The organism is Paraburkholderia phenoliruptrix, assembly GCF_019511605.1.
GTDB classification, from domain to species: domain Bacteria; phylum Pseudomonadota; class Gammaproteobacteria; order Burkholderiales; family Burkholderiaceae; genus Paraburkholderia; species Paraburkholderia phenoliruptrix_A.
The window spans coordinates 216,403-230,945 of the sequence record NZ_JAEUAV010000005.1; the positions used below are offsets into that span (position 1 = coordinate 216,403).

At 63.8% G+C, this 14,543-nt stretch carries 14 protein-coding genes; 4 read left to right on the plus strand and 10 right to left on the minus strand.

The annotated features are described in order from the left end of the window. Positions 1 to 95 precede the first annotated feature (95 nt). Together JNB89_RS10045 and JNB89_RS10050 are read right to left on the minus strand one after the other, a co-directional pair. Entirely contained in the window at positions 96 to 518 is a 423-nt protein-coding gene (locus JNB89_RS10045) for a carboxymuconolactone decarboxylase family protein (RefSeq protein ID WP_220362077.1), read from the minus strand. Further along, positions 470 to 970 carry a MerR family transcriptional regulator gene (locus JNB89_RS10050; RefSeq protein ID WP_218741493.1) on the minus strand — a complete coding sequence of 167 codons (501 nt, stop codon included), beginning with the start codon at positions 968 to 970 and terminating at the stop codon, positions 470 to 472. Before JNB89_RS10050 ends, JNB89_RS10045 begins: the two co-directional genes overlap by 49 nt. Positions 971 to 1,257: 287 nt before the next feature. Here JNB89_RS10050 and JNB89_RS10055 point away from each other — a divergent pair, with 287 nt between their 5' ends. Both JNB89_RS10055 and JNB89_RS10060 read left to right on the plus strand, forming a co-directional pair. Further along, positions 1,258 to 1,950 (plus strand): ComEA family DNA-binding protein, encoded by a 693-nt coding sequence (locus JNB89_RS10055; protein WP_220362078.1) that lies wholly within the window; start codon positions 1,258 to 1,260, stop codon positions 1,948 to 1,950. Positions 1,951 to 2,161: 211 nt separating this feature from the next. Next, a complete protein-coding gene (locus JNB89_RS10060; RefSeq protein ID WP_013339111.1) occupies positions 2,162 to 2,590 on the plus strand; it encodes a YidB family protein in 429 nt (142 codons plus the stop codon). A gap of 203 nt (positions 2,591 to 2,793) precedes the next feature. Here the strand turns inward: JNB89_RS10060 and clpB are convergent, their stop codons facing one another. Further along, positions 2,794 to 5,391 (minus strand): ATP-dependent chaperone ClpB, encoded by a 2,598-nt coding sequence (gene clpB / locus JNB89_RS10065; protein WP_013339110.1) that lies wholly within the window; start codon positions 5,389 to 5,391, stop codon positions 2,794 to 2,796. Positions 5,392 to 5,523: 132 nt separating this feature from the next. After that, positions 5,524 to 6,033 carry an Rrf2 family transcriptional regulator gene (locus JNB89_RS10070; protein WP_013339109.1) on the minus strand — a complete coding sequence of 170 codons (510 nt, stop codon included), beginning with the start codon at positions 6,031 to 6,033 and terminating at the stop codon, positions 5,524 to 5,526. Between the two features lie 299 nt (positions 6,034 to 6,332). Here JNB89_RS10070 and JNB89_RS10075 point away from each other — a divergent pair, with 299 nt between their 5' ends. Next, positions 6,333 to 6,875, plus strand: coding sequence for a group III truncated hemoglobin (locus JNB89_RS10075; protein WP_220362079.1), 543 nt, complete (start codon positions 6,333 to 6,335; stop codon positions 6,873 to 6,875). Positions 6,876 to 6,921: 46 nt separating this feature from the next. On the opposite strand, the gene moaE is transcribed toward JNB89_RS10075, so the two are convergent. The 6 genes from moaE to JNB89_RS10105 all read right to left on the minus strand — a co-directional run bounded on the left by moaE (position 6,922) and on the right by JNB89_RS10105 (position 13,460). Beyond that, positions 6,922 to 7,398, minus strand: coding sequence for a molybdopterin synthase catalytic subunit MoaE (moaE, locus tag JNB89_RS10080; RefSeq protein ID WP_220362080.1), 477 nt, complete (start codon positions 7,396 to 7,398; stop codon positions 6,922 to 6,924). Between the two features lie 29 nt (positions 7,399 to 7,427). Then, the gene (gene moaD, locus JNB89_RS10085; protein ID WP_220362081.1) at positions 7,428 to 7,685 is read right to left on the minus strand and encodes a molybdopterin converting factor subunit 1; all 258 of its coding nucleotides are present in this window, start codon (positions 7,683 to 7,685) and stop codon (positions 7,428 to 7,430) included. 24 nt (positions 7,686 to 7,709) lie between these two features. Next, complete coding sequence (locus tag JNB89_RS10090) at positions 7,710 to 8,963, minus strand: molybdopterin molybdotransferase MoeA (protein ID WP_220362117.1); 1,254 nt, start codon at positions 8,961 to 8,963, stop codon at positions 7,710 to 7,712. 361 nt (positions 8,964 to 9,324) lie between these two features. Continuing rightward, positions 9,325 to 10,776 carry a threonine synthase gene (gene thrC / locus JNB89_RS10095; protein WP_013339104.1) on the minus strand — a complete coding sequence of 484 codons (1,452 nt, stop codon included), beginning with the start codon at positions 10,774 to 10,776 and terminating at the stop codon, positions 9,325 to 9,327. 8 nt (positions 10,777 to 10,784) lie between these two features. Further along, on the minus strand, positions 10,785 to 12,116 hold the full coding sequence (locus JNB89_RS10100; protein ID WP_013339103.1) for a homoserine dehydrogenase: 1,332 nt from the start codon (positions 12,114 to 12,116) through the stop codon (positions 10,785 to 10,787). A 96-nt stretch (positions 12,117 to 12,212) separates the two neighbouring features. Next, the gene (locus JNB89_RS10105; protein WP_041728852.1) at positions 12,213 to 13,460 is read right to left on the minus strand and encodes a pyridoxal phosphate-dependent aminotransferase; all 1,248 of its coding nucleotides are present in this window, start codon (positions 13,458 to 13,460) and stop codon (positions 12,213 to 12,215) included. A 524-nt stretch (positions 13,461 to 13,984) separates the two neighbouring features. On the opposite strand from JNB89_RS10105, the gene JNB89_RS10110 reads away from it, so the two are divergent. Continuing rightward, the gene (locus tag JNB89_RS10110; RefSeq protein WP_220362082.1) at positions 13,985 to 14,359 is read left to right on the plus strand and encodes an Mth938-like domain-containing protein; all 375 of its coding nucleotides are present in this window, start codon (positions 13,985 to 13,987) and stop codon (positions 14,357 to 14,359) included. Positions 14,360 to 14,543 lie beyond the last annotated feature (184 nt).

Here is a 14,543-nt window from a genome sequence, read left to right on the forward strand (position 1 = left end):
GCGAAAGCATGCATGCGCGGGGCTCTCGCGAAGCCGCGTGCTCAGGTCGCCTATGGCACTGCCTAGCCGTTGCCCAGCCATTGCCCAGCCATTGCCTACGCCATCGCCTGTCCCTCCTTCGCTTCTTGCGATGCCCGATCGTGGCGCTCGAAAATTTCGCGGGCCGCGAAGAGCGCATTCAGCGCCGCGGGGAAGCCCGCATAGAGCGCCATCTGCATGAACACCTCGACGATTTCCTCGCGCGTGCAGCCGACATTCAGCGCCGCCTCGATATGCACCTTCAACTGAGGCTGCGCGCAGCCGAGCGTGGCGAGCGAGGCGATCGTCGCAATCTCGCGCGCCCGCAGATCGAGTTGCGGACGGCTGTAAATATCGCCGAAACCGAACTCGATCAGAAGACGCCCGAAATCCGGCGCGATCGGCGCGAGCGCGGCAATCACCTGTTCGCCGGCTGCACCGTCGATTTCCCTCAGTTTGTTCCAGCCTTGCGTGTAGCGGTCGGTTTGTGCGTGGTCCATGGTGAGTCCTTTTCCGAGTGTGAGTGCGATGACGTGTCGTCGATCCGTCGTGTCCGGTTGCCGCCCGCGGGCGGCTTGCGGGCCGCCTCGCCTTCGTAATACGCGATCTTGTCGATGATCGCGCCGAGGTTGGTCTGCAATTCGGCAATCTGCGCGAGAACTGCATCGCGATGCGCGGCCAGCATGTCGCGGCGCGCGCTCACCGTCTGCTGACCTTCAGCCCGCAGCGCCGCGAAAGCCTGCATGCCGGCGATCGGCATGCCGGTCGCCTTCAGGCGCATCACGAAGCGCAGCCAGTCGAGATCGGCCGGCGAATACAGACGATGCCCCGCTTGCGTGCGGCCGACCTCGCGAATCAGGCCGGCCTGCTCGTAGTAGCGCAGCGTATGCGTGGAGACGCCGATGATTCCGGCGACCTGCCCGATGGTGAGTGCGTTCGACGTTTTCGACATGACAGGACTCAGGTTAGGACTTCGAGTGCACTCTAAGTCAAGTGCGCCGCGCTGTCATCGTCGGTGAGCCATTCATGCGTTTCGCACTATGGACTCACATCTGCGCAATGCAGAGGCAAAAGGTTTAAAGATTGTCCGAGGCGATTTACTTGCCACTCGTCGGCCGGTATAAATCGTCGGCGTTCGCGAATAAGGACGCGCATTTGTCCTATGCTTAAGCGCAGCGCCTGCTGACAGAATGCGTCGTCCGTTCCTGGCTAATTTTTGCCCTCAATGGAGTGCTTGCCATGCTGAAAAAGCTTGTGATGCTTTGCGTTGCTCTCGCGCTGTCGCTGTCGGCCGGCCTGGCGGCGGCGGTCGAGGTGAATTCGGCCGATCAGGCGGCTCTCGAATCGGTTAAGGGCATTGGCCCCGCGCACGCCAAGGCGATCATTGAAGAACGTACGAAGAACGGCCCGTTCAGGAGCGCAGACGACCTCGCCGCGCGCGTCAAGGGCATCGGCAACAAGTCGGTGATCAATCTGGAAGCGGCGGGCCTGACCATCAATGGCTCGTCAGCGCCGCCCACGGGTAGCAAGTCCGCCACGACGTCCGCGGGCGCGAAGTCGCCGGCGACGAAGGCCACGCCGGCGGCCAACGGCGCGGCAACTGCAGCGCCTGCGACCAGGACGCCTGCAACCACGGCGACCGGCGCCGCCACTACAGCAACGCCGGCTGCCCCTGCGGACGCTTCCGGCGCAAAAGCGTCGAAGTCGTCGAAGTCGTCGCATTCTTCGAAGAAGAACAAGGAGGCCGCCGCAGCGGCGTCCGCGCCCGCTGCTACCACTGCTACCACTGCTACCACGGCTGCCACTACTACCGCCGCTGCCAGCGGAACTGCCGCGAGTGCGCCTGGCGACGCATCCGGCGCGAAGGCATCGAAGAAAAAAGCCAGGAAGAGCAAAACGGCATCCGCCGCCGCGGCTTCCGGCGGCGCATAGAGAACCTGTCTGGCGCGACACGCGTCAGACACTGACTTAACCAGCAAGGCGGCGTGCCGAGCGGGGTTTTCGTGTCGTCTGCGCGCGTGCTGCGCATGACAGGCACGGCAACAGCCTTCGCAGTGCGCCTTCCTTCCCTCGACGCCGCGCAGCCGCGCGGCGCCTCACCCGCCGGCCGTCTGCGACGTGCCGGCATTCAAGAGAGACCGTCATGAGCCTACTCGATACCCTCGGTTCCCTGGTCGGCAAATCGCCGGAAGGCGGCGGCCAGCAAGCGTTGATTGCAGCCGCGCTCGAATTCGTCAATAGCCAGCCAGGCGGCCTGAACGGCCTGGTCCAACGCTTCCAGGAAAAGGGCCTCGGCGACGTCGTATCGTCGTGGATCAGCAACGGCGAGAATCAGCCGATTGCGGCCGACGCGCTGCATAGCGTGCTCGGCTCCGAAGCCGTCACGAACCTTGCCGCGAAAGCCGGCGTGCAGCCGGACCAGGTGACCGGCCTTCTAGCGCAGATCCTGCCGCACGTGGTCAATGCAGCGACGCCGGAAGGCGAAGTGCCGGCCGAAGGCAAACTGAACGCGACGACCGTGCTCGGCGCGCTTGGTGGCTTGTCGGCACTGTTTGGCAAGGGTACGGCGTAATTAGCGGCGCGGGCGGCGGCGACCGCTTGTGCTGCGACGGCAACGGCAACGGCAACGGCAACGAGAACGGCAACGAAAGCCAACCGACAAGCAAGCCAACGCACCCAATCGCACCCACAAAAAAAAGCGGCAACGAAGATCACTTCGTTGCCGCTTTGCTATCTACGCGGCTTGCCGCATGTCGCGTCGGATGGTTCGCGAGTTCAGTGCACGACACGCTCGAACACGAGATTGCCGTCTTCCAGTTCGACCGGAATGACATCCTTCGGACCGAACTTGCCCGCGAGTATCAGCTTGGCGACCGGGTTCTCGATCTCCTGCTGGATCGCGCGCTTCAACGGCCGCGCACCGAACAGCGGATCGTAGCCGACCTTGCCGACATGCTCGAGCGCCTCGTCCGACACCACCAGTTGCATGTCGAGCTTGGCCAGCCGCTCATGCAGGCGCTGCAACTGGATCCGCGCGATGGACTGCACGTTCGAGCGGTCGAGTGCATGGAACACCACGACATCGTCGATCCGGTTCAGGAACTCCGGACGGAAGTGCAGCTTCACTTCGGTCCACACCGCGTCCTTCACCGCTTCCTGCGGCTCGCCGACCATCGACTGGATGACTTGCGAACCGAGGTTCGACGTCATCACGATCACCGTATTCTTGAAGTCCACGGTGCGGCCTTGCCCGTCAGTCATGCGGCCGTCGTCGAGCACCTGCAGCAGCACGTTGAAAACGTCCGGATGCGCCTTCTCGATCTCGTCGAGCAGAATCACGCTATACGGCTTGCGACGCACCGCTTCCGTCAGATAACCGCCCTCTTCGTAGCCGACATATCCCGGCGGCGCGCCGATCAGACGCGCCACACTGTGCTTCTCCATGAACTCGCTCATGTCGATGCGAATGAGGTGCTCCTCCGAATCGAACAGGAACGCAGCCAGCGCCTTGCACAGCTCCGTCTTGCCCACGCCGGTCGGACCGAGGAACAGGAACGAACCGTACGGACGGTTGGGGTCGGACAGCCCCGCGCGCGAGCGGCGGATTGCGTCGGCCACCGCGTTGATCGCCTCGTCCTGGCCGATCACGCGCTCATGCAGCTTTTCTTCGATCTGCAACAGCTTTTCGCGCTCACCCTGCATCATGCGGGAGACCGGAATGCCGGTTGCACGCGAGACCACCTCGGCGATTTCCTCCGCACCGACCTGGGTGCGCAACAGACGCGGCCGCGTCGGGTTGTTCTGCTCCTTCGCCTCGGCCTGCGTGACTTCCTTCAGTTGCGCCTCGAGACCCGGCAGCTTGCCGTACTGCAGTTCGGCGACCTTCTCGAGCTTGCCTTCGCGCTGCAAGCGCGTGATCTCGGCTCGCGTGCGGTCGATCTCTTCCTTCAGTTGCGCACTGCCCTGCACCGCCGCCTTTTCGGCGGTCCAGATTTCTTCGAGGTCCGAATATTCGCGGTCGAGCCGCTCGATTTCCTCTTCGATCAATTGCAGGCGCTTTTGCGACGCTTCGTCCTTCTCCTTCTTGACCGCTTCGCGTTCGATCTTCAACTGGATCAGGCGGCGATCGAGCCGGTCCATTTCTTCGGGCTTCGAATCAATTTCCATCTTGATCTTCGACGCTGCTTCGTCGATCAGATCGATGGCCTTGTCCGGCAGGAAGCGATCGGTAATGTAGCGATGCGACAGTTCAGCCGCCGCGACGATAGCCGGGTCGGTGATGTCCACGCCGTGATGCAGTTCGTACTTCTCCTGCAAGCCGCGCAGAATGGCGATCGTTGCCTCGACCGTCGGCTCGTCGACGAGCACCTTCTGGAAGCGGCGCTCGAGCGCGGCGTCCTTTTCAATGTACTTGCGATATTCGTCGAGCGTGGTCGCGCCAACGCAGTGCAGTTCGCCGCGCGAGAGCGCCGGCTTGAGCATGTTGCCCGCGTCCATCGCGCCTTCGGCCTTGCCTGCGCCGACCATCGTATGAATTTCGTCGATGAAGACGATGGTCTGCCCTTCGTCCTTCGCAATGTCGTTGAGCACGGCCTTCAGACGCTCTTCGAATTCGCCGCGATACTTCGCGCCCGCCAGCAACGCGGCCATGTCGAGCGACAACACACGTTTGCCCTTGAGCGTTTCCGGCACTTCGCCGTTGACGATGCGCTGCGCGAGCCCTTCCACAATCGCGGTCTTGCCCACACCCGGTTCGCCGATCAGCACCGGATTGTTCTTGGTGCGGCGTTGCAGAATCTGAATGGAGCGGCGGATTTCGTCGTCGCGGCCGATCACCGGGTCGAGCTTGCCGGCCCGCGCACGCTCGGTCAGGTCGATGGTGTACTTCTTGAGCGCTTCACGCTGGCTTTCGGCGTCCTGGCTGTGCACCTGCGAGCCGCCGCGCACCGCGGCAATCGCGCTTTCGAGCGACTTGCGCGACAAGCCATGCTGACGCGCGAGCCGGCCCGCCTCGCCTTTATCGTCGGCGATGGCGAGCAGGAACATTTCGCTCGCGATAAACGTGTCGTTGAGCTTTTGCGCTTCCTTGTCCGCCTGGTTCAGCAGACCGGTCAGCTCGCGGCCGATCTGCACGTTGCCGTCGGTGCCCTGAACTTGCGGCAGACGCGTGATGGCCTCGTCGAGCGCGGTTTGCAACGCCTGCACGTGCACGCCGGCGCGCGACAGCAGCGAACGCGCCGAACCGTCCTGCTGCGCGACGAGCGCCGCGAGCACGTGAACCGGCTCGATATACTGATTGTCATGGCCGACCGCGAGACTCTGCGCGTCCGCCAGCGCTTCCTGGAATTTAGTGGTGAGTTTGTCGATTCTCATTCGAGACCTCCAATTTCGATTACCACCAAAATGAGGCGATTTATTCAGGATTCAAGCGCTTTTTTGCAGTCCCGGTGGAGTTTTTGAACAACTGACGCGAGAAAATGCGCGGCGTCCGAAGCGAAGCCGTGGTCAGGCAACCGGCACCGGGTTGTCGCTCGCCGGCTCGACGGGCAACGCGGGCACGACCGGAATCACCGTGCGTATGCCGAGCAGCGCGGCCAGCGGCCCTTGCGGACCGGCGACCTCGTCGATGGTATGGCGGTCGAGCTCTGCGAGAAAAGCATGGCGCGCCGCTTCCAGTACGTTGCGCAACCTGCACTGGGGCGTAATGACGCATGCGCGGCGTTCGCCGTTCTGATCCGGCAGGCAGGCAACCAGCGCGAAGTCGCTTTCGGTGGCGCGCACAATCTCGCCGACGGTCAGCGAGCGGGTGCGCTCGGCGAGACGCAGGCCGCCGTTGCGGCCGCGCACTGTCTCGACCCAGCCGAGTTCGCTCAACTGCTGCACCACCTTCATCAGGTGGTTCTTGGAGACGCCGTAGGCCTCGGAAATATCCTGAATGGTCGACAAACCCTGCCCGCGCACAGCGAGGTACAAAAGGACGCGCAGCGAATAGTCGGTGTAGTCGGTCAGTCTCATGGTTGCAGTATCACAATGAGCGCAAGCCGCGATCCGTGGGATAACCGCGTCGATGCAAGGGTTGCCGGTGCCACGGCTTCGCCATAAGATGCAGCGCATACGCTTGTTTATTTATGCTGCATCGGTAAAGCCGGGCTTTCGACACCAATGGTAACGTTTCGCGCCGCGCCTATTTGCACGAAAAGTACGCTATTTTGAGCTCAGTTCCGCCGGGCGGGCCGCTATTGTGGCAGTTTTGGCCGTTTTGTGGCGCACCGCGACGAGTTCGGGACGAATCGTCGCACACCTCTGGAATTTGCATGAACCCTTCCTTTCCCTCAGCGCCGGTCGTCGAGCGTGCTGCCGAGCCGACCGAGGCGAACATTCGCGAGCTGGTGTACGCGTTTTATGACCGCGTGCGCGCGGATCCGTTGCTTAGCCCGGTGTTCGACGCGACGTTGGCGGGCCGCTGGGACGACCATCTGCCGAAGATGTGCACCTTCTGGGCGAGCCTCGTTTTGGGTGCGAAGCAGTACCGCGGCAATGTGCAGCAGGCGCACCAGCCGCTTGCAGGCATCGAGCCGCAGCATTTCAGCCGCTGGCTGTACCTGTTTCTCGACACCGTTGAGTCGCGCTACCAGCCGGCTGCGGCCGTGCGCTTCATGGAACCGGCGTTGCGGATTGCGCAGAGTCTGCAATTGAGCCGCTTTGGCTGGGACTACAAGATTCCGGCGGAACAGCAGGCCCTGCTCGAGCGTGTGGCGCCGAAGCGGGCCCGTCCGGACGACGACGCGCATCTGCCTGCGCGGGCCGCCGGCGAGCCGTTCCCGACGCGCATCATTGGGAAATCGCGGGACGAGTGATTTACCGGGTGCGTGAGACGCCTGCCGTCATGCGCGGCTAGCGCGCTCATTCCGACGCGCCGTTACCCGATTCGACGCCCCAGCGCGCGAGCGCCGCATCGTCGGTGACGCGGGCATCGACCCAGCGCTCGCCTGCCTCGGTTTTCTCCTTCTTCCAGAACGGCGCCTGGGTCTTCAGATAATCCATGACGAATTCGCACGACGCGAATGCGTCGCCGCGATGCGCGGCCGTTGTCGCAACGAGCACGATCTGGTCGAGCGGATAGAGCTTGCCCACGCGGTGCACGATCAGCACTTCGATGCCCGGCCAGCGCTCGCGTGCGCTCACGATGATCGCTTCGAGCGACTTCTCGGTCATGCCCGGATAATGCTCCAGCTCCATGGCCTCTACCGTGCTGCCGTCGTTCAGATCACGCACGGTGCCGACAAAGCACGCCACCGCGCCGATCTTCGGATTGCGAGCCCGCAGCGCGGCGACCTCGGCGGTGAGATCGAAATCTTCAGTCTGTACACGAACGGGCATAGCCGGCTCCTTGCGCTGCTCTTTGCAGGTTAGCCGCCCGTGACGGGCGGAAAGAACGCGACCTCGCAACCTTCGGTGATGCGCGTGCCGGCATCGGTCACCACATGGTTGCACGCCATGCGCAGCGCGCGGCCTTCGGCAAGCGTGTCGGCCCAGATGGCGCCGCGCAGGCGCAGCCACGCGCGCACGTCGCCGACGGTCGCGACGCCCTCGGGCACCTCGACCGTTTCGTCAGCCAGATCGAGCGCTTCACGCACGCTCGCGAAATATCGCAGTTGGATCTTCATGGGATACGGCCGGCGCAGCCAGCCTCAATTCAGCAGTTCGGAAAAAGGAATGAAACGCACGGTTTCGCCCGCACTGATCGCGTGATTGGGCGGATTGTCGATCAGTCCGTCGCCCCATACGGTCGATGTCAAAACGGCCGAACTCTGGTTCGGGAACAGATCGAGACCGCCGGCGGCATTGATGCGCGCGCGCAGGAATTCGTTGCGGCGATCCGCCTTGCCCTGCGTGAAGTCCGCGCGCAGCGACAGCGCGCGCGGCGCGACCGCGTGCACGCCGGCAAGCCGCAAAATGAACGGACGCACGAATATCAGGAAGGTCACGAAGCTCGACACCGGATTACCCGGCAAGCCGATGAAAAACGTTTCGGCGCGCGCACCGGCCGGGTCGGCGGTGTCTGCTGCCGGCTCATTGTCTGCGCTGCGGCGCACGGCGCCGAACGCGAGCGGCTTACCCGGCTTCATCGCGATCTGCCACATCGTCAGGCGCCCTTCCGCCTCGACAGCGGGCTTCACGTGGTCTTCCTCGCCCACCGAGACGCCGCCGCAGGTCAGAATCAGATCGTGTGCGCTGGCCGCTTCGCGCAGCGTGGCGCGCGTGGCCTCGAGCTTGTCTTCGACGATGCCGAAATCGCTCACCTCGCAGCCAAGGTTCTCGAGCAAACCGCGCAGCGTGAAGCGGTTCGAATTGTAGATTGCACCCGGCTTGAGCGGCTCGCCGGGCATGGTCAGCTCGTCGCCGGTAAAGAACACGGCGACTTTCACGCGGCGGCGCACCGGCAGTTCGGCGCAACCCACGGATGCGGCAAGCCCCAGCGCCTGCGGCGTGAGCCGCGTACCCGCCGGCAGGATCACCGAACCGCTGCGGATGTCCGCGCCTTGCGCCGTGATCCATTCGCCGGCCCGTGGGCTGTGCAGGATCGTCACTTCGTCGCCGGCCGTTTCCGTCTGCTCCTGGATGACGATTGCGTCGGCGCCCGGCGGCACCGTGGCGCCCGTGAAAATGCGCGCCGCCGTGCCCGGCTTGAGCGGCTCGGGCGCATGGCCTGCGGGAATGCGCTGCGACACGGGCAGGCGGCGGTTGCCGTGGCTCGTGACGTCGGCCGCGCGGATCGCGTAGCCGTCCATTGCGCTGGTGTTCATCGGCGGCACGTCGAGCGGCGAGACGACGTCCGCGGCAAGCACGCGGCCATGCGCTTGAAGCGTCGGTACGGATTCGCTGCCGTTGACCGGCCTCGCGGCGTCGAGCAGGATCGCAAGCGCGTCGGCGGTGGCGAGCATCGGAGCGCGGGGCGTGGGGGTAGACATCTCAGGTTCGAAGCCGCTGGTTAAAAGAATATTGTAGCGGCCGAAGGCCAGAGCTTGCCGCAGCCGTGCTTATCGAGGGGGTTTTCGGTTTCTGCGATCGTCTGGGGCGCGGCGGTTCGCTGGGCATCAGATGCCGGCGCGGCCCGCGGTGCAGGGGTTCCGGTGCAGGCCCGCGGTACAGGTTCATGGTGCAGACTCAGAGTGCAGCGTCAGAGTGCAGACTCATGGCGCAGGCTCGATCCGCCGCCCTGGCGGCCGGGTCTGCATGACGCACGAGCGGCTCGGCTCGCTGCGGTGCGCAGGCCGCAGGCCCCGCGCACCGCACTCACTGCAATCAGATGCCAGTGTTCGCCGCGATGAAGTCCTTCACACGCTGCACGTCCGCAGGCACGACCTCGAAGCGTTGCGGCAGCGACTCCAGTCCGGCGAAAGCCGGCGGACGCTCCGGTTCACGCAGCAGCGCTTCGCGAATCGTTTCGCCGAACTTGATCGGCTGGGCCGTTTCCAGCACGATCATCGGCACGCCCGGCTGCAGATGTTCGCGCGCTACCTTGAGGCCGTCGGCGGTATGTGTGTCGATCATCGTGTCGTAGCGCTGGAACACGTCGCGGATCGCCTCGACGCGGTCGTCGTGGCTGCTGCGACCCGACACGAAACCGAACTCCTTGACGCGCGCAAAGTCACCGCTCGCCGCAAGGTCGAAACCGCCCTTCTCCTCCACGTCGCGGAACAGTTGCAGCACCCGCGACGGGTCGCGGCCAAGCAGGTCGAACACGAAGCGCTCGAAATTCGAGGCCTTCGAAATATCCATGCTCGGGCTGCTCGTGTGGTACGTCTCCGCCGCCTTGCGCACGCGGTAGACGCCGGTGCGGAAGAACTCGTCGAGCACGTCGTTTTCGTTGGTGGCGACCACCAGCTTTTCGATCGGCAGGCCCATCATGCGCGCGATGTGACCTGCGCACACGTTGCCGAAGTTGCCCGAAGGCACCGTGAACGACACGCGCTCGTCGTTGCTCTTCGTCGCCGCGAAATAGCCCTTGAAGTAGTAGACGACCTGAGCGACCACGCGTGCCCAGTTGATCGAGTTGACCGTGCCGATCTTGTACTTCGCCTTGAACGCGTGATCGTTCGACACGGCTTTGACAATGTCCTGGCAGTCGTCGAACACGCCTTCGACCGCGAGGTTGAAGATGTTCGGATCTTGCAGGCTGTACATCTGCGCGGTCTGGAACGCGCTCATCTTCTTGTGCGGCGACAGCATGAACACGCGAATGCCCTGCTTGCCGCGCATGGCGTATTCGGCCGCGCTGCCGGTGTCGCCGGAAGTCGCACCGAGAATGTTGAGCGTTTCGCCGTGCTTCGCGAGCGCGTATTCGAACAGGTTGCCGATCAGCTGCATCGCCATGTCCTTGAACGCGAGCGTCGGACCGTTCGACAGTTCCAGCAGCGACAGCGGCGCGCCATCTTCGACGCCGAGCGTTTTGAGCGGCGTGATCTGCGCAGCGCTTTCGTCGTCGCGCACGTTGCAGTAGGTGGCGGCCGTGTAGGTCTTGCGGGCCAGCGCGCGCAGGTCTTCAGCGGGAATGTCGTCGCTGAATTTCGACAGGATTTCGAACGCCAGATCCGCGTACGGCAGCGTACGCCAGCGGGCAAGTTCGTCCGCACTGACGCGCGGGTATTCGGCGGGCAGGTACAGGCCGCCGTCTTTCGCGAGACCGCCGAGCAGAATGTCGGAGAAGGTGTGGCGCTCGCCGGCTCCGGCGCCGCGCGTTGAGAGATAGTTCATAGTTCGGCCTAGTTCAGCGCTTCCATGCGCAGCTTCGTGACTTGCGAGACGACGGTCTGCAACGCCTCGATCGACGTGATCGCAGCATTGACGTTCTTTTCGACCGTTTCGTGCGTGATCAGGATGATGTCGGTTTCGCCCTTACCATTGGCGTCGACCTGTTCGGACTCCTTCTGCAGGAGCGCGTCGATCGAGATGCCGGTGTCCGCCAGAATGCGCGTGATGTCGGCCAGCACGCCCGTCACGTCCGCCACTCGCAAACGCAGGTAGTAGCCGCTCGTTACCTCGTCGATGGGCAGAATCGGCGTGTTCGACAGACGGTCCGGCTGGAATGCGAGATGCGGCACGCGGTGCTCCGGGTCGGCCGTATGCAGGCGCGTCACGTCCACCAGATCGGCGACGACCGCCGAAGCCGTGGGCTCCGCGCCCGCGCCCTTGCCGTAGTACAGCGTGGTTCCCACCGCGTCGCCATGCACGACGACCGCGTTCATCGCGCCTTCCACATTGGCGAGCAGGCGCTTTTCCGGAATCAGCGTGGGATGCACGCGCAACTCGATGCCCTTGTCCGTGCGGCGTGCAATGCCGAGCAGCTTGATGCGGTAGCCGAGTTCCTCGGCGTACTTGATGTCGATCGCCGCGAGCTTGCTGATGCCTTCCACGTAAGCGCGGTCGAATTGCACCGGCACGCCGAACGCAATCGCGCTCATGATGGTGGCCTTGTGCGCGGCGTCCACGCCTTCGATGTCGAAGGTCGGGTCCGCTTCGGCATAGCCCAGTTCCTGCGCGGCTTTAAGCGCAGTTCCGAAGTCCAGCCCGCGGTCGCGCATTTCCGAAAGAATGTAGTTCGTCGTGCCGTTGATGATGCCCGCGATGTACTGGATCTGGTTGGCCGTGAGACCTTCGCGCAGCGCCTTGATGATCGGGATGCCGCCCGCCACCGCAGCCTCGAACGCGACCATTACGCCGTTGGCGCGCGCTGCCTCGAAGATTTCGGTGCCATGCACCGCAAGCAGCGCCTTGTTGGCCGTGACCACATGCTTGCCGTTGGCAATGGCGCGCAGCACGAGGTCGCGCGCCACGCCCGTGCCGCCGATCATTTCCGCAATGATGTCGATAGACGGGTCGTCGACCACCGCGTTGAAGTCGTCGGTGAGCGCGACGCTCGCGGCCTGCGCGCCGAGCGCGGCCGTCGCCTTGGCGGGATTGCGCACGGCAATGCGCGCAACCTCGATGCCGCGGCCCGCGCGACGTTTGATTTCTTCCTGATTGCGGCGCAGTACCGTGAAGGTGCCGCTGCCTACCGTGCCGAAGCCCAGCAGTCCAACTTTGATCGGTTCCATGCAGCGTGGTGTCGAGTAGTGATTAAGGGAATTCGAAAGCGGCGCTTGCCGGATGCGCGCAGCGGACAGATCACGCGTTGCACCCCGTATTGTGCGCTAGGCCGTGTGACGTTTGCGGTAACCGTCGAGAAAGCGCGCGATCCGGTTGATGGAATCGGCCAGATCGTCCACGTTCGGCAGGAACACGACGCGGAAGTGATCCGGCGTCTTCCAGTTAAACCCAGTGCCCTGCACGAGCAGCACGCGCTCTTCGAGCAGCAGGTCGAGAATGAACTGCTGGTCGTTCTGGATCGGATAGACCTTCGGGTCGAGGCGCGGGAACATGTAGAGCGCCGCCTCGGGCTTCACGCAGCTCACGCCGGGAATTGCCGTGAGCATGTCGTACGCCAGTTCGCGCTGCTTGTAGAGGCGCCCGCCCGGCACGATCAGGTCGTTGATGCTCTGATAGCCGCCTAGCGCCGTCTGAATGGCGTACTGACCAGGCACGTTCGGACACAGACGCATGGACGCGAGAATGCCGAGCCCCTCGAAATAGTCTTTCGCGTGACGGCGGTTTTCGCCGGTCAGGCCCGAAATGAACATCCAGCCTGCGCGGTAGCCGCACGAGCGATAGCTTTTCGAGAGGCTGTTGAACGTGACGGTCAGGACGTCTTCGGAGAGCGCGGCCATCGACGTGTGCTTCTTGCCGTCATAGACGATCTTGTCGTACACCTCGTCGGCGAAGATCACGAGGCCGTGCTGGCGTGCGATTTCGATCAGCCCCAACAGCAGTTCGTCGGAATACAGCGCGCCGGTCGGATTGTTCGGATTGATGACGACGAGCGCGCGCGTGTTCGGCGTGATTTTGGCGCGAATGTCGTCGAGGTCGGGCATCCAGCGGTTCGACTCGTCGCAGATGTAGTGCACCGGGGTGCCGCCCGCGAGGCTCACGCCGGCGGTCCACAGCGGATAGTCCGGCGCGGGCAGCAGCACTTCGTCGCCGTCGTTCAGGAGCCCCTGCAGCGCCATCACGATCAGCTCGGACGCGCCGTTGCCGATGTAGATGTCATCCAGCTCGACGCCGTGCACGCCCTTTTGCTGCGTGTAATGCATGATCGCCTTGCGCGCGGCGAACACGCCCTTCGAGTCGGAGTAGCCCGACGAGCCGGGCAGATTCAGGATCATGTCCTGAATGATTTCGTCCGGCGCTTCGAAGCCGAACGGCGCCAGGTTGCCGATGTTCAGCTTGATGATGCGGTGGCCTTCTTCTTCGAGCCGCTTCGCATGTTCGAGGACCGGCCCGCGAATGTCGTAGCAGACATTCAGCAACTTGTTTGACTTGAGAATCGGTTTCACGGCGGGCACTTCATCCTGGTTAATGGGCATTGAGGGCTGCAAGGCTTGACGCCGAGGCCGGTGGAGGTCAGACACAAACTGGCAGAAACAGGGCAAAAATGGCTGGACGACAGGCAGGCACCACGCTTCTCACCCGCTCTGCCACGAGCCCTGAACCACAGGCGATAGCCGGCTCGGGCAAAAAATAGACGCGCACAACACTCGCCGATTGCAAATTCGGGACGCGGCAACGCCGCAGGGCCGCTCCGTAGCGGGCCGCCCGAGGTGGACGAAAGCGGGCGCAACCAGGGTAGGCAGGATGGGCCGCACCCCGGACCGTCGGCGCGGCTCGTGGCGGCGCATGCGCGGGGGCGCCGCTAGGCGGCTAAAAAGTTATAATTTAGCGGATTTTGGCCGACTTCCGCAATGCACCAAGCGCAACGGGAGCCTTTTGAGCCCTTTCCTGTCCCACTCGTGTAGAACCGCCCTGCTCGCGTTTGCCGCGTCAGGCCTTCAACACGCACGATGTCTCGCGACGACTTCGGAAAACGAATTTGAAATTACATCAGGATTCCAGCGGCGCCCTCAACACCGTCACGGGCTACGGCGCCGGCTATGTGGAAATCAATCTGGAGCGCCATGCCGGCAGCATTCTCGTGATGCCGGACGCGCCCGTCATCCCTTGGCCCGTCACGTCTTTCGAGCAACTCACCCCTGAGCTTTTCGCGATGCTGGTGGATTCCGCGCCGGAGGTGGTGGTGTTCGGCAGCGGCGAGCGGCTGCGCTTTCCGCACCCGCGCCTGACTGCGATGCTGACGGCAAGACGCATCGGCGTCGAAACCATGGACTTCAAGGCCGCCTGCCGCACGTACAACATTCTGATGGCCGAGGGCCGCAAGGTTGCGGCGGCGCTGCTGATCGAAGCGTAGCGACTGCACGCAGTCGATTGCGAGCTTGCGATGGCCGGGCGCCTGTGGCCGTGCTGCCGTGCGTTGGCGGATGCCGTGCGTTGGCGGATGCCGGGTGATGGCGAATGCCGTGCGATGGCCGCTGCGGTGCGGTGGATGCTGCGTTGCGATGGCCGCTGCCGTGCGATGGCCGCTGCCTTGGCAT

Coding starts and splice junctions, on each gene's coding strand:
- thrC (WP_013339104.1), bottom strand. CDS start 10,776: ATGAACTATCTCTCAACGCGCGGCGCCGGAGCCGGCGAGCGCCACACC.
- JNB89_RS10100 (WP_013339103.1), bottom strand. CDS start 12,116: ATGGAACCGATCAAAGTTGGACTGCTGGGCTTCGGCACGGTAGGCAGC.
- moaE (WP_220362080.1), bottom strand. CDS start 7,398: ATGCCCGTTCGTGTACAGACTGAAGATTTCGATCTCACCGCCGAGGTC.
- JNB89_RS10045 (WP_220362077.1), bottom strand. CDS start 518: ATGGACCACGCACAAACCGACCGCTACACGCAAGGCTGGAACAAACTG.
- JNB89_RS10090 (WP_220362117.1), bottom strand. CDS start 8,963: ATGCTCGCCACCGCCGACGCGCTTGCGATCCTGCTCGACGCCGCGAGG.
- moaD (WP_220362081.1), bottom strand. CDS start 7,685: ATGAAGATCCAACTGCGATATTTCGCGAGCGTGCGTGAAGCGCTCGAT.
- JNB89_RS10050 (WP_218741493.1), bottom strand. CDS start 970: ATGTCGAAAACGTCGAACGCACTCACCATCGGGCAGGTCGCCGGAATC.
- clpB (WP_013339110.1), bottom strand. CDS start 5,391: ATGAGAATCGACAAACTCACCACTAAATTCCAGGAAGCGCTGGCGGAC.
- JNB89_RS10070 (WP_013339109.1), bottom strand. CDS start 6,033: ATGAGACTGACCGACTACACCGACTATTCGCTGCGCGTCCTTTTGTAC.
- JNB89_RS10055 (WP_220362078.1), top strand. CDS start 1,258: ATGCTGAAAAAGCTTGTGATGCTTTGCGTTGCTCTCGCGCTGTCGCTG.
- JNB89_RS10075 (WP_220362079.1), top strand. CDS start 6,333: ATGAACCCTTCCTTTCCCTCAGCGCCGGTCGTCGAGCGTGCTGCCGAG.
- JNB89_RS10060 (WP_013339111.1), top strand. CDS start 2,162: ATGAGCCTACTCGATACCCTCGGTTCCCTGGTCGGCAAATCGCCGGAA.